The sequence below is a fragment of the Amycolatopsis sp. VC5-11 genome, from assembly GCF_037034185.1.
In the GTDB taxonomy this organism is placed as follows: Bacteria; Actinomycetota; Actinomycetes; order Mycobacteriales; family Pseudonocardiaceae; genus Amycolatopsis; species Amycolatopsis nivea.
This window is the reverse complement of sequence record NZ_JBAGKF010000002.1, coordinates 665,237-690,542: the sequence shown is the minus strand read 5'-3', so window position 1 is coordinate 690,542 and position 25,306 is coordinate 665,237. Positions and strand designations below refer to the sequence as shown.

The 25,306-nt window shown below is 70.5% G+C and carries 24 protein-coding genes and 1 tRNA gene; 11 read left to right on the top strand and 14 right to left on the bottom strand.

Annotated elements, in window-relative coordinates; genetic code table 11:
• Nucleotides 1–8: 8 nt before the first annotated feature.
• The 4 genes from WA670_RS10635 to WA670_RS10620 all read right to left on the bottom strand — a co-directional run bounded on the left by WA670_RS10635 (nucleotide 9) and on the right by WA670_RS10620 (nucleotide 3,720).
• The gene (locus WA670_RS10635) at nucleotides 9–1,478 is read right to left on the bottom strand and encodes a PTS fructose transporter subunit IIC (RefSeq protein ID WP_037815213.1); all 1,470 of its coding nucleotides are present in this window, start codon (nucleotides 1,476–1,478) and stop codon (nucleotides 9–11) included.
• Between the two features lies 1 nt (nucleotide 1,479).
• On the bottom strand, nucleotides 1,480–1,932 hold the full coding sequence (locus tag WA670_RS10630) for a PTS sugar transporter subunit IIA (RefSeq protein WP_037815214.1): 453 nt from the start codon (nucleotides 1,930–1,932) through the stop codon (nucleotides 1,480–1,482).
• Nucleotides 1,929–2,873: a 1-phosphofructokinase gene (gene pfkB / locus WA670_RS10625; RefSeq protein WP_134734345.1), complete on the bottom strand. Its 945-nt coding sequence runs from the start codon at nucleotides 2,871–2,873 to the stop codon at nucleotides 1,929–1,931. Before pfkB ends, WA670_RS10630 begins: the two co-directional genes overlap by 4 nt.
• Nucleotides 2,874–2,958: 85 nt before the next feature.
• Nucleotides 2,959–3,720: a DeoR/GlpR family DNA-binding transcription regulator gene (locus WA670_RS10620; protein ID WP_037815217.1), complete on the bottom strand. Its 762-nt coding sequence runs from the start codon at nucleotides 3,718–3,720 to the stop codon at nucleotides 2,959–2,961.
• Nucleotides 3,721–3,823: 103 nt separating this feature from the next.
• Here WA670_RS10620 and ptsP point away from each other — a divergent pair, with 103 nt between their 5' ends.
• Nucleotides 3,824–5,398 carry a phosphoenolpyruvate--protein phosphotransferase gene (gene ptsP / locus WA670_RS10615; RefSeq protein ID WP_134734344.1) on the top strand — a complete coding sequence of 525 codons (1,575 nt, stop codon included), beginning with the start codon at nucleotides 3,824–3,826 and terminating at the stop codon, nucleotides 5,396–5,398.
• Here the strand turns inward: ptsP and WA670_RS10610 are convergent, their stop codons facing one another.
• Nucleotides 5,399–6,295, bottom strand: a complete 897-nt coding sequence (locus WA670_RS10610; protein ID WP_134734343.1) for an SDR family NAD(P)-dependent oxidoreductase — start codon at nucleotides 6,293–6,295, stop codon at nucleotides 5,399–5,401.
• A gap of 352 nt (nucleotides 6,296–6,647) precedes the next feature.
• Between WA670_RS10610 and WA670_RS10605 the strand changes: the two genes are divergently transcribed.
• The 5 genes from WA670_RS10605 to WA670_RS10585 all read left to right on the top strand — a co-directional run bounded on the left by WA670_RS10605 (nucleotide 6,648) and on the right by WA670_RS10585 (nucleotide 15,280).
• Nucleotides 6,648–7,856, top strand: a complete 1,209-nt coding sequence (locus tag WA670_RS10605; RefSeq protein ID WP_134734342.1) for an MFS transporter — start codon at nucleotides 6,648–6,650, stop codon at nucleotides 7,854–7,856.
• A 464-nt stretch (nucleotides 7,857–8,320) separates the two neighbouring features.
• Nucleotides 8,321–9,685, top strand: a complete 1,365-nt coding sequence (locus WA670_RS10600; RefSeq protein WP_078870546.1) for a GGDEF domain-containing protein — start codon at nucleotides 8,321–8,323, stop codon at nucleotides 9,683–9,685.
• Between the two features lie 873 nt (nucleotides 9,686–10,558).
• Nucleotides 10,559–12,730, top strand: a complete 2,172-nt coding sequence (locus tag WA670_RS10595; protein WP_336157595.1) for a phospholipase A2 — start codon at nucleotides 10,559–10,561, stop codon at nucleotides 12,728–12,730.
• A 164-nt stretch (nucleotides 12,731–12,894) separates the two neighbouring features.
• Nucleotides 12,895–14,574 (top strand): LCP family protein, encoded by a 1,680-nt coding sequence (locus WA670_RS10590; RefSeq protein WP_037815225.1) that lies wholly within the window; start codon nucleotides 12,895–12,897, stop codon nucleotides 14,572–14,574.
• A 124-nt stretch (nucleotides 14,575–14,698) separates the two neighbouring features.
• Nucleotides 14,699–15,280: a helix-turn-helix domain-containing protein gene (locus WA670_RS10585; RefSeq protein WP_134734339.1), complete on the top strand. Its 582-nt coding sequence runs from the start codon at nucleotides 14,699–14,701 to the stop codon at nucleotides 15,278–15,280.
• Between the two features lie 296 nt (nucleotides 15,281–15,576).
• On the opposite strand, the gene WA670_RS10580 is transcribed toward WA670_RS10585, so the two are convergent.
• Nucleotides 15,577–17,037 carry a flavin-containing monooxygenase gene (locus WA670_RS10580; protein ID WP_134734338.1) on the bottom strand — a complete coding sequence of 487 codons (1,461 nt, stop codon included), beginning with the start codon at nucleotides 17,035–17,037 and terminating at the stop codon, nucleotides 15,577–15,579.
• Between the two features lie 71 nt (nucleotides 17,038–17,108).
• Here WA670_RS10580 and WA670_RS10575 point away from each other — a divergent pair, with 71 nt between their 5' ends.
• Nucleotides 17,109–17,708, top strand: a complete 600-nt coding sequence (locus WA670_RS10575) for a TetR/AcrR family transcriptional regulator (RefSeq protein WP_037815230.1) — start codon at nucleotides 17,109–17,111, stop codon at nucleotides 17,706–17,708.
• A gap of 220 nt (nucleotides 17,709–17,928) precedes the next feature.
• The gene (locus WA670_RS10570) at nucleotides 17,929–18,438 is read left to right on the top strand and encodes a hypothetical protein (protein WP_134734337.1); all 510 of its coding nucleotides are present in this window, start codon (nucleotides 17,929–17,931) and stop codon (nucleotides 18,436–18,438) included.
• A gap of 157 nt (nucleotides 18,439–18,595) precedes the next feature.
• On the opposite strand, the gene WA670_RS10565 is transcribed toward WA670_RS10570, so the two are convergent.
• On the bottom strand, nucleotides 18,596–18,802 hold the full coding sequence (locus WA670_RS10565; RefSeq protein WP_158714519.1) for a hypothetical protein: 207 nt from the start codon (nucleotides 18,800–18,802) through the stop codon (nucleotides 18,596–18,598).
• A gap of 361 nt (nucleotides 18,803–19,163) precedes the next feature.
• Nucleotides 19,164–19,385 carry a DUF3618 domain-containing protein gene (locus WA670_RS10560; RefSeq protein ID WP_336157594.1) on the bottom strand — a complete coding sequence of 74 codons (222 nt, stop codon included), beginning with the start codon at nucleotides 19,383–19,385 and terminating at the stop codon, nucleotides 19,164–19,166.
• Between the two features lie 124 nt (nucleotides 19,386–19,509).
• Between WA670_RS10560 and WA670_RS10555 the strand changes: the two genes are divergently transcribed.
• Together WA670_RS10555 and cutA are read left to right on the top strand one after the other, a co-directional pair.
• Nucleotides 19,510–19,583: transfer RNA gene (locus WA670_RS10555), tRNA-Leu, on the top strand.
• 109 nt (nucleotides 19,584–19,692) lie between these two features.
• Nucleotides 19,693–19,965 (top strand): divalent cation tolerance protein CutA, encoded by a 273-nt coding sequence (gene cutA / locus WA670_RS10550; RefSeq protein WP_336157593.1) that lies wholly within the window; start codon nucleotides 19,693–19,695, stop codon nucleotides 19,963–19,965.
• Nucleotides 19,966–20,009: 44 nt separating this feature from the next.
• Here cutA and WA670_RS10545 read toward each other — a convergent pair whose 3' ends face one another.
• Genes WA670_RS10545 through WA670_RS10525 form a run of 5 tightly spaced genes read right to left on the bottom strand, consistent with a single transcriptional unit; the run spans nucleotide 20,010 to nucleotide 23,704 of the window.
• Nucleotides 20,010–20,375 (bottom strand): MerR family transcriptional regulator, encoded by a 366-nt coding sequence (locus WA670_RS10545; RefSeq protein ID WP_037815234.1) that lies wholly within the window; start codon nucleotides 20,373–20,375, stop codon nucleotides 20,010–20,012.
• Between the two features lie 17 nt (nucleotides 20,376–20,392).
• The gene (locus WA670_RS10540; protein ID WP_078870548.1) at nucleotides 20,393–21,142 is read right to left on the bottom strand and encodes an SDR family NAD(P)-dependent oxidoreductase; all 750 of its coding nucleotides are present in this window, start codon (nucleotides 21,140–21,142) and stop codon (nucleotides 20,393–20,395) included.
• Nucleotides 21,143–21,186: 44 nt separating this feature from the next.
• Nucleotides 21,187–21,777 (bottom strand): dihydrofolate reductase family protein, encoded by a 591-nt coding sequence (locus tag WA670_RS10535; RefSeq protein ID WP_037815239.1) that lies wholly within the window; start codon nucleotides 21,775–21,777, stop codon nucleotides 21,187–21,189.
• Nucleotides 21,774–22,583 (bottom strand): metalloregulator ArsR/SmtB family transcription factor, encoded by an 810-nt coding sequence (locus tag WA670_RS10530; RefSeq protein WP_037815240.1) that lies wholly within the window; start codon nucleotides 22,581–22,583, stop codon nucleotides 21,774–21,776. The genes WA670_RS10535 and WA670_RS10530 overlap by 4 nt, the downstream gene beginning before the upstream one ends.
• Before the next feature lie 56 nt (nucleotides 22,584–22,639).
• Nucleotides 22,640–23,704, bottom strand: a complete 1,065-nt coding sequence (locus tag WA670_RS10525) for an FAD-dependent oxidoreductase (protein WP_037815242.1) — start codon at nucleotides 23,702–23,704, stop codon at nucleotides 22,640–22,642.
• Nucleotides 23,705–23,779: 75 nt separating this feature from the next.
• On the opposite strand from WA670_RS10525, the gene WA670_RS10520 reads away from it, so the two are divergent.
• Nucleotides 23,780–24,379, top strand: coding sequence for a TetR/AcrR family transcriptional regulator (locus WA670_RS10520; protein ID WP_275292970.1), 600 nt, complete (start codon nucleotides 23,780–23,782; stop codon nucleotides 24,377–24,379).
• Here the strand turns inward: WA670_RS10520 and WA670_RS10515 are convergent.
• Nucleotides 24,366–25,265: an MBL fold metallo-hydrolase gene (locus WA670_RS10515; RefSeq protein WP_336157592.1), complete on the bottom strand. Its 900-nt coding sequence runs from the start codon at nucleotides 25,263–25,265 to the stop codon at nucleotides 24,366–24,368. The genes WA670_RS10520 and WA670_RS10515 overlap by 14 nt on opposite strands.
• Between the last annotated feature and the right edge of the window lie 41 nt (nucleotides 25,266–25,306).

Here is a 25,306-nt window from a genome sequence, read left to right as displayed (position 1 = left end):
CAGCCTCCTCAGGCATTGACCGGATGAGCGGAAACAGCGGCGGCCGGCTCGGCGGAACGGAACCGTAACTGCTTGAGCAGGACCACCGACGTGGCGGCGACCAGCGTCCCGGCCACGAGCGCGACCAGGAACAGCAGCGGGTTGCCGATCAGCGGCACCACGAAGATCCCGCCGTGCGGCGCGCGCAGCGTCGCGCCGAAAGCCATCGACAGCGCTCCGGTGACAGCCGAACCGGCCATGATCGACGGGATCACCCGGAACGGATCCGCCGCGGCGAACGGGATCGCACCCTCGGTGATGAACGAGGCGCCGAGCAGCCACGCGGCCCGGCCGTTCTCGCGCTCCGCGGCGGTGAACAGCTTCTTCCGCACGGTCGAGGCGAGCGCGAGGGCGAGCGGCGGCACCATCCCGGCCGCCATCACCGCGGCCATGATCTGCAGCGAACCGGCACTGCCGGTGGTCAGGCCGCCGACGGCGAACGCGTACGCGGCCTTGTTGACCGGACCGCCCATGTCGAACGCCATCATCAGCCCGAGCAGCGCGCCCAGCAGCACCGCGCTGGTGCCGCTCAGGCTGTTCAGCCAGTGGGTGAGACCGGTGGTGGCGATCGCGATCGGCTTGCCGACCACGACGTACATCAGCACGCCGACCACGACGGTCCCGAGCAGCGGATAGACGACCACCGGCATGATCCCGCGCATCGCCTTCGGCACCCGGATCTTCTTGAGCCCCAGCACCACGCCGCCGGCGAACAGACCGGCCACCAGGCCGCCGAGGAATCCCGCTCCGATGGCGACCGAGACCGCCCCGCCGACGAAACCAGGTGCGATCGCGGGCCGGTCGGCCATCGCGAACGCGATGAACCCGGCGAGCACCGGCACCAGGAACTGGAACGCCACGCTGCCGATCTGGTACATCAGCGCGGCCCAGCCGGCGAGCGAACCGGCGTCGAAATGCTCGGTGACCTTGGGCGCGTTGGCGATCTGGTACCCGCCGAGCGCGAAGCTCACCGCGATCAGCAGCCCGCCCGCGGCGACGAACGGGATGAGGTAGCTGACGCCGGTCATCAGCCACTGCCGGATCCGGGAGCCGAGCCGGTCGTGCTCGCCGACCTTGGTGGTCAGTTCCGGTTCCGCGGCGGCGGGCTGATCGGCGGGCTGGTCGGCGGGCGGCTCCGCAGCAGCGGCCTTCGCCCGTTCGAACAGCCCGGCCGCGTCGTTGATCGCGGCCTTCACCGGGGCCTCGACGATCGGCTTGCCCGCGAACCGTTCCCGGCCGGCCACGGCGAGGTCGGCGGCGAAGATGACGGCGTCGGCGTCCGCGATGTCCGCCGCGGACAACGGTTCGGAACCGGCGGAGCCCTGCGTCTCGACCACGATCGTGTCGCCGTTCGCCTTCGCGGTCTGCTCCAGCGATTCGGCGGCCATGTACGTGTGCGCGATGCCGGTGGGGCACGCGGTGATGGCGACGAACTTCATGTCAGGACACCTCCTCGCCGATGTAGGCCGCGACCGCCGCGGGATCGGCGGCGTCCAGCAGGGTCTGCTTGAACTCCGCGCGGACGAGCCGGCGGGCCAGCGCGGCGAGCACCTTCAGGTGCGCGGAATCCGCGCCGTCAGGCGCGGCGATGAGGAAGATCAGCTTCGCCGGGCCGTCCGGGGCACCGAAATCGATGCCGTCAGTGCTGCGGCCGAAGGCGAGCGTCGGCGCGGTGACGGCGGCCGAGCGGCAGTGCGGGATGCCGATGCCGCCCTCCAGCCCGGTGGCCATCTGCTCCTCGCGAGCGGCGACGTCCTTGAGGAACAGCTCGAGGTCGGTCACCCGCCCGGCGGACACGAGCCGTCCGGCGAGCGCGCGGACCGCGGCGTTCTTGTCCGCGGCGGCGAGCTCGAGGTCGACCAGGTCGGCGGTGATCAGGTCTGAGGTGGTCATGCTGCGGCTCCGCTGAGGGTGAGGGTGGGATCGGCGGCGAGCAGGCGCACCTGGTCGGGGTGCACGTCCTGCGGGGCGGGCATGCGGCTGCCCTCCTGCGCGACCGCGGCGGTGCCGTAGGCGACCGCGGCGCGCAGGGCTTGGGGGCCGGTTCCTCCCGCGTGGAGGAATCCGGCGAGTGCGGCGTCTCCGGCGCCGACGGTGCTGCGCACGGCGACCAGCGGGCCGAGCGCGTGCCAGGTCTCGGCGCCGTCGACCAGCACGGCGCCGCGCGCGCCGAGGCTGACCAGCACCGCGCCGACGCCCTCGGCGACCAGACCGCGGCACACCTGCACCACGTCGCCGAGCTGGGGCAGCGACCGCCCGGCCAGCTCGGCCAGCTCGTCGAGGTTCGGCTTGATCAGGTCGGGGCGGGCGGCGAGCGCGGCGGCCAGCGGCGCCCCGGAGGAGTCGACGGCGACCTTCGCCCCGGCGTCGCGGGCGAGTTCGCCGAGCTGGGCGTAGAAATCGTCGGGCACCCCGGCCGGCACGCTCCCGCAGCACACGACCCATTCGGCGCGCGCGGCGAGTTCGACGGTGCGCTGCCGCAGAACGGCCAGCTCCGCCGGGGAAAGCTCCGGGCCGGGCTCGTTGATCTTGGTGGTCGTGCCGTCCGCTTCGACCAGGGTGATGTTGCTGCGGGTGGTACCGGAGATCGGCACCGCGACGACGGGCACGCCCTCCGGCGCGAGCAGGTCGGCCAGCCGCTCGCCGACCGGACCGCCGGCCGGAAGCAACGCGACGGTCGGCGACCCGGCGGCGGCGAGCGCGCGGGAAACGTTGACGCCCTTGCCTCCGGGATCAAGCCGGACCCGGGAGGCACGCAGCACCTCGCCGCGCCGAAGCTCGCCGAGCTGAGCGGTGCGGTCCAGACTCGGGTTGGGCGTGACGGTGACGATCATGCGACCACCGCCTCGGCGGCCAGCAGGACAATTCCCGGCAGCCCGCGGTCGCGGTCCAGACTCCGGTCGGGCGTGACAGCGGCACTCATGCGAGCACCACCTCAGGACCGGCCTCTTCCAGCTCCGCGACCGCGCCCGCGTCGATCCCGCCGTCGGTCACCAGCACGTCGATCTCCGACAAGCGGGCGAATCGGCTGAGCTGGTCCGCGCCGTACTTGCTGTGGTCGGCGAGCAGGACGCGACGGCGGGCAGCGGCGACGAGAGCGGATTTCACCGCGGCCTCCTCGACGTCCGGCGTCGTGCAGCCGTGTTCGGCGGAAAACCCGTTCGCGCCGAGGAAAGCGACGTCGGCGAGCAGTCCGTCGAGCGCGTGCAGCGACGCGGAACCGACCGTCGCGAGCGTCGTCCCGCGGATCCGGCCGCCGAGGATGTGCAGCGTGATTCCCGGGCGAGTGGCCAGGATCGACGCGATCGAAAGGGAGTTCGTGATGACCGTCAGGTCGCGGTCGGCCGGGAGCAGCGTCGCCAGGCGGCTGGTCGTGGTGCCCGCGTCGAGCAGCACCGAACCGCGGTCGGGGACCTGGTCGAGCGCGGCGCGGGCGATCGCGTCCTTCTCCGCGGCGTTGGTCTGGTCGCGCTGGGCGACCTCGGGCTCGAAGTCGAGCCGGTCCACCGCGACCGCGCCGCCGTAGACCCGGCGGACGACGCCCTGGCGTTCGAGGACGCCGAGGTCGCGGCGGATGGTCTCGGGCGCGACGCCCAGTTCGGCGGCGAGGTCGCCCACGTCGACCCGTCCGTCTCGGCGTGCCCGCTGTGCGAGGAGCTGATGCCGTTCGGCGGCGTACATGCCCGTTCCTCTCCGCTGTTTGCCCGTTGTCATTTGATTGTGCCCGTTGTTACCGTACTGTCAATCCCCAGTTACAAGATCCTTTGCTCCCGGAGGTCTCGCCATGTCGTTGTCCGGAGTCGGAGTCAGCCCCGGCCAAGCACAGGGCCCACGCGTCGTCGTAGCCACTGACCTGGGAAAACCCGAGCACCGGCCGGTGCCCGCCGACCTGGCGCGGGAGGCGGACCGGATCGCGCCCGCCGCCGCCCGGGTCGCTGCCCGGTTGTCCGATCGTGCCCGTTCCGTGTCCGGTGCTGCCCGGTCAGTCGTGGAGACGACCGCGGCGATGGCGGCGGATCCGGCGCTGCTCGCGTCCGCCGAACAGCTCGTCCGGGAGCAGTCGCTGCCCGCTCCGCGCGCGGTCTGGGAGGCGGCCGCGAAGTTCATGACGGCACTCGAAGCCGCGGGCGGATATCTGGCCGAGCGCGCCCGCGACGTCGCCGACGTACGGGACCGGATCGTCGCGGACCTGCTCGGGGTGACGCCGCCGGGCGTGCCCGAGCTGACGGCGCCGAGTGTGCTCGTGGCCCGCGATCTCGCCCCGGCCGACACCGCCGGTCTCGACCCGGAACTGGTCCTCGCGCTGGTCACCGAAGAGGGCGGGCCGACCAGTCACACCGCGATTCTCGCGCGGGCATTGGGAATTCCGGCCGTGGTCGCGTGCTCCGGAGTGCTCGCCGCGGACAGTCCAGGCCTCGCGGTGGACGGCTCCGCCGGAACGGTTTCGCCGTCCGACGCCACCGTGCGCGCCGCGAGCCGGAAGCCGCGCGCGGAATGGGACGGCGTCGGCGCACTCGCCGACGGACATCCGGTGAAGCTGCTCGCGAACGTCGGCTCGGCGGCGGACGCCCGCGCCGCGGCCGAGGCGGGCGCGGAGGGAATCGGCTTGTTCCGCACGGAATTCTGCTACCTCGCGGCGACGGACGAGCCCTCCGCGGAAGCGCAGCGCGAGGCCTATGCCGCGGTGCTGGCGCCGTTCGCCGGGAAGCCGGTGATCGTCCGGACGCTCGACGCCGGTTCCGACAAACCGTTGGCGTTCTTGGACATGGGCGACGAACCGAACCCGGCGCTGGGCGTGCGCGGCGTGCGCGTCGCGTTCGACCGGCCGGAGTTGCTGGACCGGCAGTTGACCGCGATCGCGGGCGCCGCCGCCGACACCGGGGCCGAGCTTTCCGTGATGGCACCGATGATCGCGACCGCCGCCGAGGCGCGCTGGTTCGCCGACCGCGCGCGGGCCGCGGGGATCGCCCGGGTCGGTGTGATGATCGAGATCCCGGCAGCGGCCTTGTGCGCCAAGGAAATCCTCGCCGAGGTCGACTTCGTTTCGCTGGGCACCAACGATCTGGCGCAGTACGTCTTCGCCGCCGACCGGCAGCTCGGCGCGGTCGCCGCGCTCAACGACCCCAGCCAGACCGCGTTGCTGCGCCTCGTCGGCATGGTCGCCGAGGCCGGGGCCGCCGCCGGGAAACCGGTCGGCGTGTGCGGGGAGGCCGCCGCCGACCCGGGCCTGGCCCCGGTGCTGGCCGGGCTCGGGGTGACCAGCCTGTCGATGAACTCCGCCGCCCTCGCCTCGGTCGGCGCGACGCTGCGCGCGATCGACCTGCCCGGCTGCCGCGAAGCCGCCGCGAAAGCCCGCTGATCACGACGCCCGGATCGAGTTCTCCGTCCACTTGCGCAGCCGCGGCGGCACGCGCTTCTCCAGTCCGTAGTTCTCCAGGTGGGCGGAGAACACCTCGTCGAACGCCTGCTGCACGGTCTCGGTATCCCAGTCGGGCCGCTCCAGGATCGGCTGCTTCAGGTACGGCTGCCCCATCACGTGCAGCTGCGGCCCGTTGCACCGGATCATCTGCCCGGTGATGCCGTGCGACCCGTCGCCGAGCAGGAACAGCACGAGCGGCGCGATTTTCGCCGGCGTGCGCTCCGGCGGGCAGGCCCGCAGCGCGCGTTCGGATTTCCACACCATCCGGGTGTGCGCCACCGGGCACACCGCGTTCACCCGGATCCCGGAATCGTCGAGGTCGAGCGCCCACGAATAGGTCAGCGACGCGACCGCGCCCTTGCTCGCCGAGTACACCCCGAGCTTGCGCTGCCCGAGCGACGCGCCGGACGAGATGTTCACGATCGACCCGCCGCCGCCCGCGCCGACCATCGCCCGGATCGCGGCCAGCCCGGTGTACATCACGCCGAGCACGTTCACCTCGACCAGCTGGCGGGCCTGCTCCGCGTCGTCCTCCCAGGGCAGCGCCTCGTAATTGAGCCCCGCGTTGTTGACCAGGCCGTCGATCCGGCCGAACTCGGCGACGCACTGGTCGACGATCGCCTGCGCCTGCGCCGGGTCGGCCACGCTGTGCCCGTTCGCGACCGCGCGCCCGCCGTGGCCGCGGATGGTCTCGGCGGTGCGCTCGGCCAGGTCGGCGTCCACGTCGTTGACCACCACCGCGCCGCCCGCCCTGGCGACGTGCACGGCGAACGCCTCCCCGAGCCCGCGTCCGGCCCCGGTCACGACCACGGCCTTGTCCTTCAACAGTCTGTCCACGCTCACTCCCCGCTGGTGCGCCCGGCGCGAGGACGGCCGCTCCGCCGGGTCTCTCCCAGTGTTGGACCGTTCGGCCCAATCGCACCGGACGATGGCGACGAACGGTGGTCGCGCTGCGCCGAACGAGGAAAGCTGATCAGTGCCACGGATACCCCGCGGCAGGTCAGTCCGAACGGCTCCGCGTTCCGGCCACCGGATTCTTCCCGACTGTTCACCCTGGTGTGATCGGCGGCATACTGAGGGTGCATGCCCTGGCCGGAGCGGCGACACTCCTGGCCAGGAGCGAACCAGGCGAAGGCACAATGCGGTACACCCGCATTCACTCGATCGGGGAGGGGGCAGTGGTCATCTCGTGACGACCGAAGCGACCTCTCGGCTTACGGCGCCGCTGCGGAATGTCGAATACCGCGTGCTCTGGGCGGCGGAGGCCATCTCGAGCGCGGGCGACCAGCTGGCGAAGGTGGCGTTGTCCATCCTCGTCTACCACCGCACCGGTTCCGCGCTCTGGGCTGCCGTCGTCTACGCGCTGACCTTCCTGCCCGCGCTCGCCGGCGGGCTCGGGCTGTCCTTCCTCGCCGACCGCTATCCGCGGCGCGCCGTGCTGAGCGTGAGCGCCGCGGCGCAGGCGGTGCTGGTCGGGCTGATGAGCCTGCCCGGGATGCCGCTGGTCGCGCTGTGTTTGCTGCTCGTCGCGGTGCAACTGGCCGCGTCACCGGCGAACGCGGCGCAGAACGCGATCACCCGGGAAGTCTTCACCGACGACCATCTGTACCTGCGCAGCCAGGACCTGCGCGGGATCACCACCAACACGGTGCAATTGCTCGGCCTAGCCGGCGGCGGCGTGCTGGTGACGGCAGTGGGCACGTCGTGGGCGCTGGCGATCGACGCGGTGAGTTTCGCGATCGCCGCGGTGATCGTGCGGGTGTGGGTGCACGACCGGCCCGCCGCCGGAGGCGACCACAGCACCTGGTTCTCCGCGACCCGCTGGGTGTTCGGGCAGCGCAAACTGCGCGTGCTGATCGCGTTGTCGTGGCTCGTGGGGCTGGCCGTGGTGCCCGAAGGACTGGCCGCGCCGCTGGCCCAGCAGCTGAACGCGCCGTCCGCGGCGGTCGGCTGGCTGCTCGCCGCCGACCCGCTCGGCTTCGTCGCCGGGGCCTATCTGCTGTCGAAATTCGCGTCCGCCGAGGTCCGGCAGCGCCTGCTCGGCGTGCTGGCGACGACGTCGCTTGCCTTGCTCGCGCTGTTCCTGCTGCAGCCGAACCTGGTGGTCGCGCTGGTGCTGCTCGCGCTCGCCGGTGCGATGGGCGCCTACATCATCACCGTGACCGCGACGTTCTCCACCTGGGTGCCGAACGAACTGCGCGGCGGCGCCGGCGGGCTCTACCGCACGGGGCTGCGCGTGGCGCAGGGCGTCGGGGTGGCTCTCGGCGGGGTAGTCGCCCAGGCGACCGGGTCTGCGGTCACCGCCATCGCGCTGGCCGGGCTGGCCGGCGTGGCTCTGGCGATCCCCACCGCGTTCTCGTGGACCCGGGTGCGGCACGCGGTCGCGGCCGGGGCCTGATCGTGGGTTGCGGGATGGAACTCTGGCCGGGGTCGAGGCACCGGCCGAATGGGTCCGGATACGCCGGACGGGAAGTCGGTTCACGCTTCACGGTCACGCACGGAACACACCTCCGTTCGCATTGTCACGAATCCGTCGTGGATCGGTCACGGAACTCACGCTTCACGGTCACGCACAGCTGTCCACCTCCGCTCGCTGACAATTCATCGGAAAATGACAACAGCTCGATTCACGCTTCGCGGTCGCGCACGGGAAAACACCTCACTCGGGGGGACGGCGGGGACGCTCCTCCGCAATTTACTTCATGGATGCAGCAGTTGTCGCGGAAGGCGTCTCCGGGTTCGGAGACTACGGCCGAATACAGCGTTCGAAGTCGGTGAGTGAGATGATACCGGCAACTGATAACGACGCAGAACCGGGAAGCTTCCGGGAACCGCATCCGACACCGGAGGAGGCACGGCCCGATGCCCGGAACCGAACCGGCGCGCGGTGACCGCCGCGGCCCCGGGGAGGAACCGCCCGCCGCGACGGGCTTCGCGGGACGGCTGCGCGCGCTGATCGCCGCGAACCCCGTTTCCTCATGGGATCTCTGGACGAAACCGCGCCGGATGGTGGCGTTCCTGCTCGCCTGGGACGCGATCGCGGTGGCGCTGCTGACCTTCGGCGTGATCGCGTCGCCGAGCCCGGATCTCGTGGACTGGGGCCGGTTCGCGATCCTCGCCGGCTGCGCGACGGTGCACATCCAGCTCACCCGGCGGCAGGAGGAACGGCGGCGCAACCGGGTCACCGCCGTCCACATCGACCTGACCGGCATCTGGGTGTTCCCGGCCGCGCTGCTGCTGCCGATCCCGCTGACCCTGCTGCTGATCGCGCTGCTGCGGATCCAGCGGTGGTTCAACTCCCGGCGGCCGCCGCACAAGTTCGTGTTCACCTCGTTCACGCATGCGGTGTCGGCATTGCTGGCACACCACCTGTACCAGACCTTCGCGTCCGCCGAACTGGCCCGGCTTTCGCCCGCGAACTCGTTGCAGGTCTTCGGGATCCTGATGCTCGTCGGCTTCAGCTACGCGGCTTTGCAGGCGATCGTGATCGGCGGGCTGCTCGCCCTTGGCGGCACGTCCGCGCCCACGCTGCGCAACGTCTTGGGCACCAAGGACGACAACCTGCTGGAGCTGTCGACGATCAGCCTCGGCACCATCGCGACGATCCTGCTCGTGAACATCCCGCCCGCGATCGTGATCCTCGTGCTCATCACGGTGCTGGGCAACCGGCTGGCGGAAATCAACCAACTGCAGTCCGAAGCGCGCACCGATCCGAAAACCGGGATCTTCAACGTGCGCGGGTGGTCGGAGTCCGCGGAACGCGCGCTGGCAAGGGCCGCGCGCGGCGGGGAAACCCTGGCGCTGCTGATGATCGACCTCGATCACTTCAAGTGGATCAACGACACGTACGGCCATCCGGCGGGCGACGACGTGCTCCGCACGGTCGCGCAAACTCTCGACGAGATAACCCGCCCCAAGGACATCATCGGCCGCTTCGGCGGCGAGGAGTTCCTGATCCTGCTGCCCGACGCGGACACCACGGCGGCGAAGGTGACCGCGGAACGGATCCGTACCGCAATCGCCGATCAGCGCATCGTGACGACCGACAAACGCGGCGGTTCGGCATTGATCACCGGCCGCACCGGGTCGATCGGCGTCGCATTGCTCGGGGTGAACGGAACGACACTGGAACAGTTGCTGCAAGCCGCCGACGCGGCCGTCTACACCGCGAAGGAAGGCGGCCGGAACCAGGTGCGCTTCGCGGATGCGGATCTGCCGTCCGAGTGATCCACAATTCCGATCACCGGCACTCTTTGCGATTAATCGCGAAACCGATTCAGCAACTGTCCGCGACGGGCCGCGCCCCGTTCCTCCGCCGGATTGAGCCGAGGGGTTAATTGTCGGCCGGACCGCTAACCGGGGCGGCCGGTTTTTCGGCCGGATCGGAACGGCCGGGATTGCCGAACCCGGACGGCCGAGGCCCGGAAATCCGCCGCGGCTCCCTCAGACTCGGCTCTGGCTCGGTCGGGGCGCGTTCCGTCCCTCGTGGATCGAACCCTCCCGAGCCACGCCGCGGCGATGCTCCCGCCCGGGCTGCGGGCTCCCCGCTCCAGCGGAGGTACGTGAGGGGAACCCTCACGGAATCAGATTCTCTGAAGGTGGCCCTCACGTACGCCCACAGCGCCCCGCACCCACCGGCCCCGCACCCGCCGTGGAGAAACCCCCAATGCCACATTGGGTGCGCTGGACGCACCGAACGCCACATTGGGTGCATCTGACGCACCCAATGTGGCATTGGGGCGCGTCGAGCAGGGCCAGCCGCGCACCGCACCTGCGCCGAGAGCGGGGGCGAAGACAGGAATCGAGCACCCCACGTAGCTTCCGAAGCGCTCAGCGCAATCAACGCCCTCGCCCGCCCCGGGGCCCGCGGCCGAGGTTGCCCCCTCCAACGGGACGACTCCGCCCCGCCCCAGGGCTCACCGCCCGACAAAGCTGCCCCTCCAACGCGACGGGCCCCCTCACCCCCAGGGCGCACCGCCGACGAACCCGCCCCCCTCCAGCAAGACAAGCCCCCTCACCCCACCCCGGGGGTTACCCCCCACCCGGGTGAGGGGGACAGCCGCCTCCCGTAGCGCGCGTCGGGCTGGCACCCTGGTGCGCATGCCAGCCACCGACGACCGTGCCCCGGCCGCCGTTCGCGTTCGCCGACCTTGGTCGACGTCCGGCTGGCTGCTGCTCGTCCTGCTCGTGGTGTTCGGGTTCGGCCTGATCGCCTCGCGGCCCGCGTCCCCGCCCGACCAGGGGCCGCCGACCGGCGGCGTGCTCGCGGCGCAGAACGCGGTCGAGGCGCTCGCCCACCCGGACGGGCAGGCCACCGCGCTGGCGCTCCTGCCCAAGGACTTCACCGCGGTCACCGGCGTCAAGCCCGGCCCGCTGCCCGCCCGCGACGGCACCGTCCGCGCGGCGCACCTCGACGGCGGCTGCTCGGCCCCGTGGGGCGACGACAACACGAAGTGGGACTTCTCCGTCCCCTGCAAGGCGCACGACCTCGGCTACGACCTGCTCCGCTACGCCAACGACAAGGGCCATCCGCTCGGCCAGTCCGCCCGCGCCGCGCTCGACGACCGGCTCGAGCAGGACATGCACCGCACCTGCGAGCTGAACCCGGTGAACTCCGAGCGCACCTGCCAGCTGGTCGCGTCGGTGTTCACCGGCGGGCTGGTGGTCAACTCGTGGCATCAGCGCTGGGGCCCGCCGGTCGGCGACCCGATCGGCCCGATGGTCGCCGGCGTGCTGGTGATCGGCTGCCTGCTCGTGATGCGCCTGCGCGGCTGGCACACCGCCCGCCGCACGACCCCGCGGCCGCGCCTGCCTCGCGGCGTCCCCCGGCCGTGGGCGGTGCTCGGCATCGCCGGGGCGGCGGCGCTGCTGGTCGGCGAGTCGGCGACCGCGCTGGCCGACTGGGCCGGCGCGCCGCAGGCCACCTGGTGGCCGCTGACCTGGCTCGCGCAGCTCACGCCGTTGCTCTTCTTCGCGGGCGGCCTCGCCAACGCGGCGGGCTGGCGGGCCGAACGCGACCGCGGCTACCGGCATTACCTCGCCGAACGGTCCAGCCCGCTGCTGCGCCCGGCGTTGATCTTCGCCGTGGTCGCCCTGATCGTGCCGCTGGCGCTGGAACTGCTCGGCATCCCGGCCGGGACCAACGCCACCGTCATGCGGATCGCGCTGCATCCGCTGTGGCTGCTGGGCGTCTACCTGCTGACCGTCGTCGGCGCGCCGATGCTGCTCGCGCTCTACCGCCGTACGCGGCTGTGGTCGGTCGCGGCGCTGACCGCTGTCGTCGTAGCCGGAGAACTCGCCGCGAGCTGGATAGACGTGTCCTGGCCGCGCTACGCCGCCACGCTCGCCCTAGCGCTCCTCGCGCAGCAGGTGGCGTTCGCGTACGCGGATGGCGTCCGGCTTCGCCGCCCAGTGCTCGCCGTCGCGGCTGTAAGCGGCGTCGCGGCCCTCGCGGTCGCAGTGTTCGCCTTCGACGCTTCGCCGGTACTGCTCGGCAACCCGGGCGCGCCTGCTGCGTTGTCCGCGCGGCCGTGGACCGTCCTGCTGCTGGGTGTGTCGCAGCTCGGCCTCGTCGGGCTCCTCGCGACACCGCTGCGTCGCTGGGCCGCCCGCGACCGCGTCACCCGCACCGCCGGACTGATGCTGCGCGCGCCGATGAGCCTGTACCTGGCGTTCCTCGCCGCGATGCTGCTGCTCGTCGCCGTCGTCTACCTGCCCGGACCGATCGCGAACGGCCTGACCTGGCTCCTGCAGCCGCGCATGCTCGCCGCCGTGGCGCTGCTGCTCGTGCCCGCGGCCCTGGTCTTCTGGTGGTTCGAACGCCATCCGGGCAAACCCGGCACCGAGGCGCCCGCCGCACCACTTCCGTACACCCCGACCGGCCGTCGTCAGGTGCTGCTCACCCGCGCCGCCGCCGCACTGGGCATCGGCTACGCGACGCTCGGCGTGTTCGGTCTCGCACTGGCCCGCTTCGGCGCTGAAGCCGCGGACGCCGACGTGCTCGGCTTGCGCCTGGACCCGGTCCAGAGCCTCGTGCACCTACTCCTGGGCGTCCTGCTGCTGCACGCCGTCCGGACCGGCGGAGCGGCGACCTCGGCCGCGACCTGGTTCGCCGCCGCGCTGACCTGTGTGCCGTCGCTCGTGGCCGCCGCCGGGGGCGAAACGCACGGCTCGGCGGTCGTCGTCCTGCACCTTCTCACCGCGGCGTTGGCGCTGGTCGGAGCGGGTTCGTGCATGGTGCCGACGAGACGGGCGGCTCCCGCGACACCCTGACGCGCGACACGCGTACCGCCGACCGGGCGAAACTGCTTCGGATACCGGACCATAGGTGGTGCGCACCACACCGCACGGGGGAGGTGCGAATCCGTCGCAACCCCCGCCCGGCACCATGCGTCTCCAGAAGCGGACGACCAGAACGACGAGAAGGAGCCGGCCCCGTGGACTACCCGCCTCGGAACGGGCAAGGCGATCGCCGCCCCGCCCGCTCGTGGCAGGACCAGCCCGGCCGGGGACCGGCGCGGCGGCCCGGGCCACCGCCCCGCTCGCGACGCGAACCGCAGGCCGGCGGACCGCCCCGGCGTCCCGGACCGCCCCCGCGCCGTCCGTACCGGGGCGCCCGCCGCGGCGGGCTGCGCGGGGCGAAAATCGCTCTGACCGTGGTGTCGCTGCTGGTCATGGGGCTCACCGGATACGCGTGGGCGTCGCTGCAGGGGCTGGTCAACGGGCTGAACTACTCCGACGTGATCGGCGACGGCGCGGGCGGCGACAAGCCCGCCGACGGTGCCCGCGACATCCTCCTGGTCGGCCTCGACAGCCGCACCGACGCGCAAGGCAACCCGCTCTCCCCGGAGCTGCTCGCCCAACTGCGCGCGGGCGAATCGGACGGCGAGCTGAACACCGACACGCTGATCCTGGTCCACATCCCGAACGACGGCAGCAAGGCTGTCGCGCTCTCGCTGCCGCGCGACTCGTACGTCGACATCCCCGGCTACGGCAAGCACAAGATCAACTCGGCGTACGCAAGGGCGATGCTGCAGGCGCGCAAGGACCTGCAGGCCCAGGGCGTCACCGATCCGAAGGAACTCGACGTCAAGGCCAACCAGGCCGGGGCGCGGCTGCTGATCTCGACGATCCAGGAGCTGACCGGGTCCACGATCGACAACTACGCGGCGATCAACCTGCTCGGCTTCAGCGACATCACGAAGGCGATCGGCGGCGTGGACGTCTGCCTGAAGGACAACGTCGACGACGACTTCTCCGGCGCGAAGTTCACCAAGGGCCAGCACACCATCTCCGGGGTGGAGGCGCTGGAGTTCGTCCGGCAGCGGCACGGGCTGCCGCGCGGCGACCTCGACCGCGTGGTGCGCCAGCAGGTGTTCATGGCCGGCATGGCGCGCAAGATCCTCTCCGCGGGAACGCTGACCGATCCGGGCAAGCTCAACGCTCTGGTCGACGCCATCAAGAAGTCCGTGGTGCTGAACCAGAACTGGGACATCTTCAACTTCGCCCAGCAGATGAAGGGCCTCACCGGCGGGCAGCTGGAGTTCCGCACCATCCCGGTCGACAACGTCGAGTACCGCACCCCGAACGACGGTGTCGCGGTGAAGGTCGACCCGGAGAAGGTGAAGGCGTTCGTGCAGGGCCTCACCGGTCCGCAGGCCGGAGCCGACGGCGCGCCGGCGCAGCAACAGCAGAAGCCGGACCAGTCGCACAAGGACACGACAGTCGACGTGCGCAACGCGTCGGACCGCACTGGTCTCGCAGCGAGCGTGTCCAAGCAGCTGGTGGACAAGGGCTTCACCGCGGGCGACACGGACAACGCGTCCTCGCGCAAGACGACTGTGATCTGGGTCCCCAGCGGCGGCGAGGCGGCCGGGCAGGCGGTCGCGGACGCGCTCGGCACCAAGGCGACGGTGCAGGAAGACAAGAGCGTGCCCAAGGGCCACGTGAAGGTGTACCTCGGTTCGGACTACCAGCCCGCCGACGGCGCTTCGAGCGGAACCGGTGCGGCGCAAGCGCCTCCGGCGCAGCAGCAGGCCGCACCGCCGTCGACGCCCACCGGTCCGGGGAGCGACGACCAGCCGATCACCGCCGACGGCGTGCCCTGCGTCAACTGACGCGTTGCTCCATTCGGGGCAAGTAGAAATTTCTCCCGAAACCCGCGTAATGAGCGGCCGCTTCGGCACTTTCACCATCGGGACGCAAGCCCGCGTCCGCGAAGTTGGTTGAGGGGCAGGGGCCGTGATCGACGCTGAGCACTACCAGCGAGTGCTGGGAGACGAGCTGCGCAAGCTCAGGCGTGGCCGGGGATGGACGCGCAAAGAGCTGAACGCGCATCTGCAGAGCGAAATCTCGCTGCAGACACTGGCGACGTATGAACTGGGCACCCGGCAGTGTTCCGTGGTGCGCCTGGTCGAACTGTGCGTGGCGATGGACGAGCTTCCGCAGGATTTGCTGGCGAAGGTGCACAGCCGGGTCTTCACCGAGGAACCGGGCCGGGTCCGCGTGGACCTGCGCCGGGTCGTCGCGGAGGCGGGTCCGGAGCTGGCTCCGTTGCGGCGCTGGGCCGAAGGACGGTTGCGGCAGAGCGGAGTCGCGATGCCCGCCCGCGCGGGAGCCGCCGCCGGCGCTTCCGTTCCCGGACCCGGATCTCCTGCCGCGCCAAGCCCTTCCGCTCCCGCGGCGTCCGGCCCGCCCGCGCCGGCGAGCGCCTCGGCCGACGAGGTGTCGTTCGACTTCGCCGCGCTGGAGCGGATGGCCGAACTGTGCGGTCTTCCGACGGCCGAGCTGGTTTCGCACCTGCGCAAGCTCGCTCCCGCCTGACCACAGGCCACGAGGGGGACCTTCGCGACTCCTCCCCTGCCGCGAACGTCCCCCTCGTACTCTTCCTTTTCCTTCTCCGCTCGACGACAACGCTGCCCGCGCACGGCCAGCGTCCACTGTGGAGCGCCGCTCCGCGCTGAACGCTGCCCTGAAACCACGAGGGGAGCTTTCGCGACTCCTCCCCTGCCGCGAAAGCTTCCCCTCGTACCCGTAGTCCACTGTGGACTACCGCAGAGACCACGAGGGGGACCTTCGCGGCTCCATCCCCCGCCGCGAACGTCCCCTTCGTGCCACCCTCAGCCGAGCAGTTCGTAGTCGTCCCGCCGGACGGTCCGGGTGTCGAGCCAGTACCGCCAGGTGAAGCCCGGCCACAGCGTCCGGTTCACGCCCTTCGCGTCGAGATACCAGCTCTTGCAGCCGCCCTGGGTCCAGATGCCCTTTTCGAGCTTGTTCTGCACCTGCGCGTTGAACCGCTCCTGCACGTCCTCGCGCGGGTCCAGCGCCCGGTCGCCGGCGAGCCGCAACGCCTGTGCGATATAGGAAATCTGCGCCTCGATCATGAAGACGACCGAGTTGTGGCCGAGCCCGGTGTTCGGCCCGAGGAGGAAGAACAGGTTCGGGAAGCCGTTGACGGTGATCCCGAGATGCGTCCGCATCCCTTCGCTCGCCCACTCCTTCGCGAGATTGCGCCCGTCGCGGCCGACGATCTCCAGGCTGTCGAACGCGTCGGTCACGTGGAATCCGGTGCCGTAGACGATCGCGTCCACCTCGTGCTCGACGCCCGCCTGGTCGACGATGCTGTGCTCGCGCACCTCGGCGACGCCGTCGGTGACCACGTCGACGTTGTCGCGGGCCAGCGCCGGGTAGTAGTCGTTCGAGATGAGCACGCGCTTGCAGCCCATGGTGTAGTCCGGGGTCAGCTTGGCGCGCAGCTCCGGATCCGACACCGCGCGGTCGATGTTGCTCTTCGCGAGCCGCTGCCCGACCTTCATGATCCACGGCTGGCCGTTGAAGCCGATCGCGCGCGCTTCCAGGGTCCAGTAAAGGAAATTCCGGTACAGCCGCTGCACCGGCGGCACCGCGCGGAACAGCCCGCGCAGCCAGCCCGGCATGTCGCGGTCGGCCTTCGGCATCACCCACGGCGGCGTGCGCTGGAACAGCGTCAGCTCGGCGACCTCCGGCGCGATCTTCGGCACGAACTGGACCGCGCTGGCCCCGGTGCCGACGACGGCGACGCGTTTGCCTGCGAAGTCGAAGTCGTGCTCCCACTCGGCGGAGTGGAACGCGCGCCCCTGGAACCGCTCGATGCCCGGCAGGTCCGGGATCATCGGCCGGTGCAGCGCACCGACGCCCGCGACCAGCGCCGGAGCCACGAACTCGTCGCCGCCGCGGGTGCTGACGTGCCAGCGGTTCTCCTCGGCATCCCAGCGCGCGCCGGTCATCTCCTGCCCGAAGCGGATGAAGCGGCGCAGGTCGTACTTGTCCGCGACGCCGCGCATGTACTCGTAGATCTCCGGCTGCGGCGAGTAGGCGCGCGACCAGCCGGGGTTCTGCTCGAAGGAGAAGGAGTACATGTGCGACGGGATGTCGCACGCGCAACCGGGGTAGCTGTTGTCGCGCCAGGTTCCGCCGACGTCCTGGGCCTTCTCGAGCACCACGAAGTCGTCGCGGCCGTCCTTGCGCAGCTGAATCGCCATGCCGAGCCCGGAGAACCCGGTGCCGACCACGATCACGCCGGTCTCGGTGCGGTTGCCCATGCGTCCTCCCGTTAACTGTTACCCGAAGTCCAGCTTACTCGGAGTAGGTTACTGGCGGTAGAGTGTGCTCCATGACCACCGCCAAGCGCAAGCGCATGCCCCGAGCCGAGCGGGAACGGCAGATGATCGAGGTCGCCGAGCAGGTCTTCGGCGAGCGCGGCTACGCGATGGCGTCGATGGACGAGATCGCCGAGCTGGTCGGCGTGTCCAAGCCGATGCTGTACGAGTACTTCAACTCGAAAGAGGGCCTGCTGCTGGCGTGCATCCGGCAGTCGCGGTCGGCGTTGCAAGAGGCCACCGAGCAGTCGATCGTCGGCGCGGACTCGGCACAGGAGGCACTGCGGCGCGGCTTGCTGGCGTTCTTCGTCTTCATCCGCGAACGCCGCCAGGCCTGGTCGCTGCTGCGGCACGAGATGGCCCTCATCGGCACCCCCGCCGCGGACGAGATCGAAGAAACCCGCCGGCAGCAGACCGACCTGATCACCGCGTTGATGAGCGGCTATTTCGACAGCGAGGACACCCTGCGCGCCGAAGCCTCGGCCGAGTTCGTCGTCGGAGCCTGCGAGCGGCTCGCCATCTGGTGCGAGCGCTTCCCGGAGGTGACTCCCGAGAAGGCCACCGAGTACGCCATGGATTTGCTGTGGGCCGGGTTGTCACAGCGTGCGATCTAGCGTGCACGTGAAGATGACCGTGCATTAGGCCATTCGGTCGTCACTCAGCGCACATCTCGTCCCGTTACTTGTGACACAGAGTTTTCTTACGGTATCGATGACACGGTAGAAAGACACACTGAGTGTCGCGCCAGCGGCCGGCAAGCAGGAATCGCGTCATGAGTTTGCGGTGGCCGGGTCTCGACCTGTGACGCATGCTGATGACGAGAGGGGTGAGGCAGTGGTGGAAACGATCACGGCGACGTACAAGCACGACAACGACGACTGGACGATCACCGTCAGCGGCCGCGGCAAGGAGCTGACCGGCAAGGCGCCGGGCATCATCGCCGCCCGCGACCGGGCCGACCAGCTCGTGGAGAAGCTCGCCCCGAACGAGCGACCCACGGTCGTGCACCTGCTGAACGGCAACGCACTGGAGTTCACCAGCGCGTACATGGCCGCCCGCCTGACGCTGCCGGACATCGAACCGCTGGAAATCCCGCCGTCGGGCGGTGCCAAGGCGGCCAAGGACGCGACTGCGGCTTCCGAGCCCGAGGCTCCCGCTGCTCCTGCGGCGGCGTCCGCGTCTGCGTCCGCGTCTGCGTCCGCGGAGAAGGACAAGGCCGCCAAGCCAGCGCTGCCGCCGAGCAAGCAACTCCCGAAAGAGGTCGAAGACCGCAAGCCGGACGAAGCGAGCCGCCCCGGTGTGACAGCGGGCGCGTCGGCCACGCCTCCGGTCGCACGCGCCTGATCCCGCAGTAGCTCTTCGTTCAGCTCGCGCTCTCGCGGGCTGGCTTGTCTACGTTCCGCTCGGGTTTCCGCGGCCGGTTTGTCTGGTTGTTCAGCTCGGGTTTCCGCAGGTCGGCTCACCTGGGCGTTCCACGGGGCCGGCTTGCCTGCGCGTACAGCTAGGCTCTCGCGGGCCGGTTCGCCAGCTCGCGCAGCTCTCGCGCGGGGCTGTTTGCCCGCTCGCGCAGCTCTTTCACAGGCTGATCTGCCTGCTCCTCCAACTCTTTCGCAGGCTGGTTCGCCTGCTCGTTCAGCTCCCGCGTCGCGGCCGGGTTTGCCAGCGCGTTCAGGCCACGTTTGCGCGGCCTGGTTTTGCCTGCACGCACCCCTGCTTCGCCCTCGCCTTAGGGTCCCTTGAGCGCCGATACCTGCCCGCCGAGCGGTATCACCCGTTCACACCCGCAAACAGTTGGCCACGCCCAGCACAGCGGCGAAAAACCACCGCGTCACCCCAGCGGGGTAGCCCGATTCGGCGAACGTGATGCCCCCAACCGACCCAGGTGAGGGACCACCAAACAGGTGACCCCTGGTTCAGTGGCACTTCTCACGAAGTTCACCGGGCGTAGCGATCACCGCTGTCCATCCGCCATCCAGGGCGGAAACAGCCAGTATTCGGCGACCCGTCCGCGCGCGACCGAAGCAGCACCCGGCGTAACCGGAGGCGTGCCTGTCAGCGACGCGAATCCGTCAGCGGAACAGCTTCCGCACCAGCAGCGCGGCCACCAGCACGCCAGCCCCGATCAGCGGGTACTTGACCTTCGGGTTGTCGAGCTTCGCGCGCACGCCGTCCTTCGCCTGCTCGGCGAGTTTCTGCGGATTGGCCTTCGTGCCCAGCTGGTCGAGGGTCGCCGCCAAAGCGGTCCTCGCCTGCTCGATCTCACGCTCGATGGTCTCGGGGTCGCGAGCCACGTGCCCTCCTCGCCGCAGTCGGACTGTAGGCGGTCCACGGTAGAGGACAACCCACGCGAGACGACGACTGGCCACGCCGAGCGAACCCGAACGTGGCGCGCGCTACGATCACACCTGGTTCCTGGGGGCCGTAGCCCAATTGGCAGAGGCACACGGTTTAGGTCCGTGCCAGTGAGAGTTCGAGTCTCTCCGGCCCCACCCGCACGCGCTGACCAGCATCGCGGCGAGACCGGTCGATGGTCCGCATCGATCGCGTACCGCAGAAATGCCGCAAGTCAGACGCTGCGCCGCGGCTACGGTGACCGGCATGGCCGACCACCTGCTCGTCATGACGACCAGTCCGGATCGTGAATCGGCAGCGCGGATCGCGTCGAGCGCGGTCGCGCTCGACGGCACAGGTCCGCGGGGCGGTGTCGTCGCACTTCTGGCATCTCGGCGACGCGTCCGCTACGCCGAACTCGAGGCACACATCATCGCCGAGCACCCGTGGGACAAGCCGGAGGTCACCGGGATCGAACTGGCGCGCGGGTCCGCGGCTTACTTCGCGTGGATGGAGACCGCGACGGCGCCGGAAGGCTGAGCCAGGCACGGACCAGGGCACCGGCGGCGCCTACCCAAAGCGCATCAATCGCAACCAACCTCGCCCCGCGCAGCACTCGCTCGCGACGACAGTCTCTCCCGTGCCCGGCTCAGCGCGGCGATCCGCTCATCCAGAACAGCCAACCGCCGATCCACCAGCGCCACCGCGCTCGAGGACAACCTTCGCGAGGGCAAGTCTCCCTGCAGGCATGAGCCCAACGGCCGGATGTCTTCCATCGTCAGGCCGGAATCGAGCAGGTAGCGGATGTTCGCCACCCGCTCGATCGCGGACTCGTCGTAGTGCCGGTAACCGTTGTGGGAGCGGGCCGCGGTCAGCAAGCCCTGCTCCTCGTAGAACCTCAGCGCCCTGGTCGTCACGCCGGTGGCTTTCGCCAGCTCTCCGATCCGCACGACCCGAGCGTACGCCGCTAAGCGATCACTGCGCCGCCGTCGACGGGGATTACCGCGCCGGTGATGTAGTCGGCGCCGGGGCTCGCGAGCTCGACGATCCAGTGCGCGACTTCTTCCGGCCGGGCGAGGCGGCCCAGCGGCACCATTTCGCGCAGGGTTTCGTGCTGTGCTTGGGCTTCTTCGGCGGTCAGGCCCTCGCGGGCGTAGATCTCCGTGGCGACCGGGCCGGGGGCGACCGCGGTGACGCGGATGCCTCGCGGGGCGAGTTGCACTGCCCAGCTTCGGGTCAGCGACTCCAGTGCGGCTTTCGTCGCCGCGTAGAACTCCCGGCCTGCCATCGGCCAACCGCGTTGGCCGATCGCGGTCGTCACGTTGACCACCGCGCTCAGGTGCGGCATCGCGGCTTGCACGAGGTAAACCGGCGCGAGCAGGTTCGTCGCGACTACTCCGTCGAACGCTCCGGGCTTGATTTCGCCCAGCGCGGCCGGTTCGACGATGCCGGCGTTGTTCACCAGCACGTCGAGCCGGCCGAATTCGGCAAGTGCCGCAGCGACAATCTCCTCCGCCGCACCGGGAGAGGTGATGTCGGCGGCGAACGGGCGGATCCGCGGGAAGCCCTCCGCGGTTTCGGCGAGCCGTTCCGCGGTGCGGCCCACGACGAGGACGTCCGCGCCTCGCCGGGCGAACTCGCGTGCGGTGACCTGTCCGATGCCCGTTCCGCCGCCGGTGACGATCACGGCCTTGCCGGCAAACTGTCCTTCACTCATGGAATCGACGCTAAACATTGCCGTATGCGTGAAGGTCAAGCCGCTCAGCGCACGCGGTCGTAAACCAGGGCCACTTCGCCGAGGTCGCCGGTCTCCTGGTGCGCGACTGTCCACTTGGTACCCGGCAGGCCGTCGTCGAACAGGCGCGGGCCGCCGCCGGCGATCTGCGGGCAGATGGTCAGGTACAGGCGGTCGACCAGGTCCTCGGCCAGCAGCGCCTTGATCACGCTGACGCTGCTGTTGACCAGGATGTCGCCCTCGCCGTCGGCCTTGAGCGAGGCGACGACCTCGGCGGCGGGCGCGTTCACGATGCGCGTGCGCTCCCACGGCGGCTCGGTGAGCGTGCTCGACAGGACCACCTTTTCCGTGTCCACCAACCATTTCGCGTAACCGCGGTCGCGCGGGTCGGCGTTCTCGTCGGCGGCGACGGTCGGCCAGAAGCCGAGGAAGCCTTCCGCGTTGCGGCGGCCGAGCAGCGCGGTCGTCGCGTTCTCCCAGATGCGGGACATCTGGTTGCGGGCGGTTTCGGTGGTGACGTACGGGATGATCGCACTCATGTCGCCGGGGCCTTCCGGACCGTGGTAGCGGCCGTCGAGGGTCAGGGCGAGGTTGGCGGTGACGCGACGCTCGGTCATGGCTGGATGTCCTTTCGGGTGATGACCTCGGTGAGGTGGTCGAGGACCTGTCCCCAGCCGGTTTCGATTCCGGCGATGGCGGACACGGCTTCGACCGTCGTTGCGCTGATCTCCAGACCCAGCCGCAGCCGGGTGCCGCCGTTCGCCGCGGGGGCGAGGGCGAGGTCGTAGTGGCCGCTGAACGCGACGGCTCCGGCCGCGTCCAGCACCGACAGGTCGAACTCGAGCCGCTCGGTTTCGCGAGCGGTCCGGACCTGCCCTTCCGAGCGGTAAGTGCCTTCGGCGTCGCGGTAGGCGAGAACGACGCGCCCGCCCGGCTCCGGTTCGAGGACACACTCGGTGACAGTCAGGGACGGCGGGACCCACCACGACGCCAGCAGCCCGGCGTCCGTCCAGTACCGCCAGACCGTTTCCGGCGGCACCGGCAGCACGCGTTCGAAGGAGAACGCGCGGCCGTCGGCCCAGCGATCCCGGTTCGCGGCCGCGGTGTCGGCCTCGATCGCGGCGCGGTAGCGGTCCAGCACGTCGCGCTCCCCCGCATGCGCCTCGATCGTCACGGCCAGCTTCTGGAGCTGGTCCGCGAACTCCCGCAGCGGAGCCGCTTCGGCCGCGTAGACCCGCCGTTGCCCGAGCGGGGCCATGGTGACCAGGCCGGCGCGAGCGAGGGTCTGCAGGTGCTTGGTCGTCTGCGGCTGCCGCAGCCCGGTCAGCTCAGCCAGCTCGCCGACCGACCGCGGCCGTTCCGCGAGCAGTGCGACCAGCTGCCACCTGGTGGTGTCTGCGAGTGCTGAGGCGATCCCGTCCATGCACTGAAGTATTCACTACGTCGAATATTCGTGTCAAGGAATTCTTTTGGCCAGTCTCAGCCGGGCAGCAGCCGGGCGGCGAGGTTGCGGACCGCAAGCCCCCGTTTCGTGCGCGGGACCAGCACCGATGCCGCCGTCCCGACCCCGCGCTGCTTGGGCTTCACGCGCGCTCGATGGGTCGCCTCGTAGCGCGCGAACGCCTCGGCGGGGGTGCCGTCAGCGAGCGCCGCGGCGAGGGTGTGCGCCCCGACGATCGCGAGACTGGAACCGTCGCCGAGCAGCGAGACGCACGAGGCGGCATCGCCGACCAGCGCGACCCGGCCGCGGTGCCACGTCGGCGGGTCGACGACGGCGACCGCGTCGAAGAACACGTCGTCGGCGGCTTCGAAGCGGGCCACCAGCTCCGGGACTCGCCAGCCGAGCCCGCGATAAGCCGTGGACACGATTTCCTTGCCCTGCCCGGGATCCGGCGCGCGGAAGATGAACGCGACCCCGGAATTCCCCCGCACCGGATGGATCGCCACGAGCCTGCCCGGGCTGTTCAGCATGACCACGTCCTCCGGATAGTCCGACGCCTCGCCGAGCGACACCGTCCCGACGTACAGCCCCGCGTGCCGGACGAACTTCTCCTCAGCGCCGAACACCAGCCGCCGCACCGCCGAGTGCACACCGTCCGCGCCGATCACCAGGTCGAACCGGCGCGGAGCAGCGTGCTCGAAGGTGACGTCGACCCCGCCGTCGTCCTGCTGCAACGCGGTGATGGTGTCCCCGAAGAGAATCTCCGCGTCGGCGCGCGCCGATTCGTACAGCGCGGAGGCGAGGTCGGCTCGCGGGACCTCGATCTCCTTGCGCACCGCCATCCGCACCGTGGTCACCGAACGCCCGCGCGCGTTGAGCACTCGCAGCCGCTTCGCGTGCGTCGCGACCTCTCGCAACCGCGGCACGACACCCATCGCGTCGGCTACCTCCATCGCGCCCGCGCGGACGTCCACCGGGTTGCCACTGCTGCGCTGACCAGCCGCCCGTTCCACCACCGTCGGCCGGAAACCGTTGCGCGCCAACCAAAAGGCGAGCGTTGAACCGGCAATCCCGGCACCGCACACGAGCACGTCACGAGTCATGCACCCCAAGGTAACCGCACTCAGTGCATATTTGCAATGAGTGCTGGTTTGCACTCGGTGCCGTATGCTCGCGCCATGTCGCTCCGTGAACGCAAGCGCGCCCGCACCCGCCAGGCCCTGATCGACGCGGCCACGGATCTTTTCGAGCGCAACGGCTACGACGAGACGACCATCGCCGACATCGCCGCCGCCGCCGAGATCGGCACGCGCACGTTCTTCAGCTACTTCGCCAGCAAGGAAGAACTGCTGTTCCCGGACGCCGAGAGCCGGGTGCAGGCGTTGCTCGAGGCCCTCTCGAACCGCGCCCCGGACGACCGGCCGATCGACCTGCTGGTCCGCGTCCTCGCCGACGGCGGCGAGGTCAGCGACGACATCATCGGCAAGCTGACCCCGTTGCGGATGCGGCTGCTCCAAACCGTGCCCGCCGTGCAGGGCCGGGCGCTGCAAATCCAGTTCAACGCCGAGCGCCGGATCGCCGAAATCCTCGCCGAAGCCTTCCCCGACGAACTCGACGACCTCACCGCCCGCACGTTGACCGGCGCGTTCGCCGGTGCGGTGCGCGGAGCGTCGCAGGCGATGCTGGACCGCGCCGACGAACTGACCCCCGAACAGCGCGCCGAGGCGACCCGGCAGGCCATCGTGAAGACGCTCGGGCCGCTGCTCAAGCGTGACTGACGTGCTCCGCGCACAGGCACGCCACCGCGGTGTCGATCCACTCGCGGCCTTCCCACTCCGGATGCCGCTTGATCAGCTCCTCCCGCACTTCCGCGACCACGGTCGCCTCGTCCATCCCGGAATCGCGGCGGCGCCAGGTCTCGTCGCGCAGCAGTTCGAGGTAGACCCGTAGGTCGTCGAGCAGTTCCGGACCGCTGATGTCCCCGTGGCCGGGCACGACGATGTCCGGACGCTGCTGCGAAAGCTTCCGCATGACCTCGATCCAGCGGATCCCGGACACGTCGGTGTCGTGCGGCGGGAACCACGGGAAGATCGCGAACTGGCCGGTCTCGGCGAGGTCGCCGGTGAACAGGACGCCCGCGTCCGGGACCGTGACGACCTGGTCGCCCTTGCTGTGCGCGCGACCGGTGGCGCGCAGGTGCACGACGCGGCCGCCGAGGTCGAGGTCGTGCGACGAGTCGTAGACGACGTCCGGGGCCGGCAGTTCGACCCCCTCCAGCTGCCGCGCGACCGGCTCCCCCAGTCCGCTGAACATCCGCAGGTAGCCCGGGCCTTTCGCGGCGAGGTCGGTCGCCTGCGCGCGGTTGACCAGGTAGGTCGCGGCTCCGGCGAAGGTTTGCGCGCCGAACGCGTGCTCGGGGTGGAAATGCGTGGTGGTCAAGTAAATCCGGCGGCCGCGCGCGTACTCGGTCGCGAACTTCAGCACGGTTTCCGCGTTGCGCGGCCCCATGCCGGTTTCGACGACGAGCACGGAATGAGTCCCGCCGATGACGCCGACGTTCGGCACCAGCTGCACGCCCTGGTTCGGGACCACGACGAGGTCGCGGGCGAGTTCGCGCACCTGGGAGGTCTGCACGACGGGATCGGGATACGGGTAGTCGGCCATCGCCTGGGGCTCCTCGGAAAGCGCGGGGATCAGTGACCGTT

Excerpts from the sequence above, each read along its gene's own strand:
- WA670_RS10635 (WP_037815213.1), bottom strand. The coding sequence starts at position 1,478 with ATGAAGTTCGTCGCCATCACCGCGTGCCCCACCGGCATCGCGCACACG.
- WA670_RS10630 (WP_037815214.1), bottom strand. The coding sequence starts at position 1,932 with ATGACCACCTCAGACCTGATCACCGCCGACCTGGTCGACCTCGAGCTC.
- pfkB (WP_134734345.1), bottom strand. The coding sequence starts at position 2,873 with ATGATCGTCACCGTCACGCCCAACCCGAGTCTGGACCGCACCGCTCAG.
- WA670_RS10620 (WP_037815217.1), bottom strand. The coding sequence starts at position 3,720 with ATGTACGCCGCCGAACGGCATCAGCTCCTCGCACAGCGGGCACGCCGA.
- ptsP (WP_134734344.1), top strand. The coding sequence starts at position 3,824 with ATGTCGTTGTCCGGAGTCGGAGTCAGCCCCGGCCAAGCACAGGGCCCA.
- WA670_RS10600 (WP_078870546.1), top strand. The coding sequence starts at position 8,321 with ATGCCCGGAACCGAACCGGCGCGCGGTGACCGCCGCGGCCCCGGGGAG.
- WA670_RS10595 (WP_336157595.1), top strand. The coding sequence starts at position 10,559 with ATGCCAGCCACCGACGACCGTGCCCCGGCCGCCGTTCGCGTTCGCCGA.
- WA670_RS10580 (WP_134734338.1), bottom strand. The coding sequence starts at position 17,037 with ATGGGCAACCGCACCGAGACCGGCGTGATCGTGGTCGGCACCGGGTTC.
- WA670_RS10575 (WP_037815230.1), top strand. The coding sequence starts at position 17,109 with ATGACCACCGCCAAGCGCAAGCGCATGCCCCGAGCCGAGCGGGAACGG.
- cutA (WP_336157593.1), top strand. The coding sequence starts at position 19,693 with ATGGCCGACCACCTGCTCGTCATGACGACCAGTCCGGATCGTGAATCG.
- WA670_RS10540 (WP_078870548.1), bottom strand. The coding sequence starts at position 21,142 with ATGAGTGAAGGACAGTTTGCCGGCAAGGCCGTGATCGTCACCGGCGGC.
- WA670_RS10535 (WP_037815239.1), bottom strand. The coding sequence starts at position 21,777 with ATGACCGAGCGTCGCGTCACCGCCAACCTCGCCCTGACCCTCGACGGC.
- WA670_RS10530 (WP_037815240.1), bottom strand. The coding sequence starts at position 22,583 with ATGGACGGGATCGCCTCAGCACTCGCAGACACCACCAGGTGGCAGCTG.
- WA670_RS10525 (WP_037815242.1), bottom strand. The coding sequence starts at position 23,704 with ATGACTCGTGACGTGCTCGTGTGCGGTGCCGGGATTGCCGGTTCAACG.
- WA670_RS10520 (WP_275292970.1), top strand. The coding sequence starts at position 23,780 with ATGTCGCTCCGTGAACGCAAGCGCGCCCGCACCCGCCAGGCCCTGATC.
- WA670_RS10515 (WP_336157592.1), bottom strand. The coding sequence starts at position 25,265 with ATGGCCGACTACCCGTATCCCGATCCCGTCGTGCAGACCTCCCAGGTG.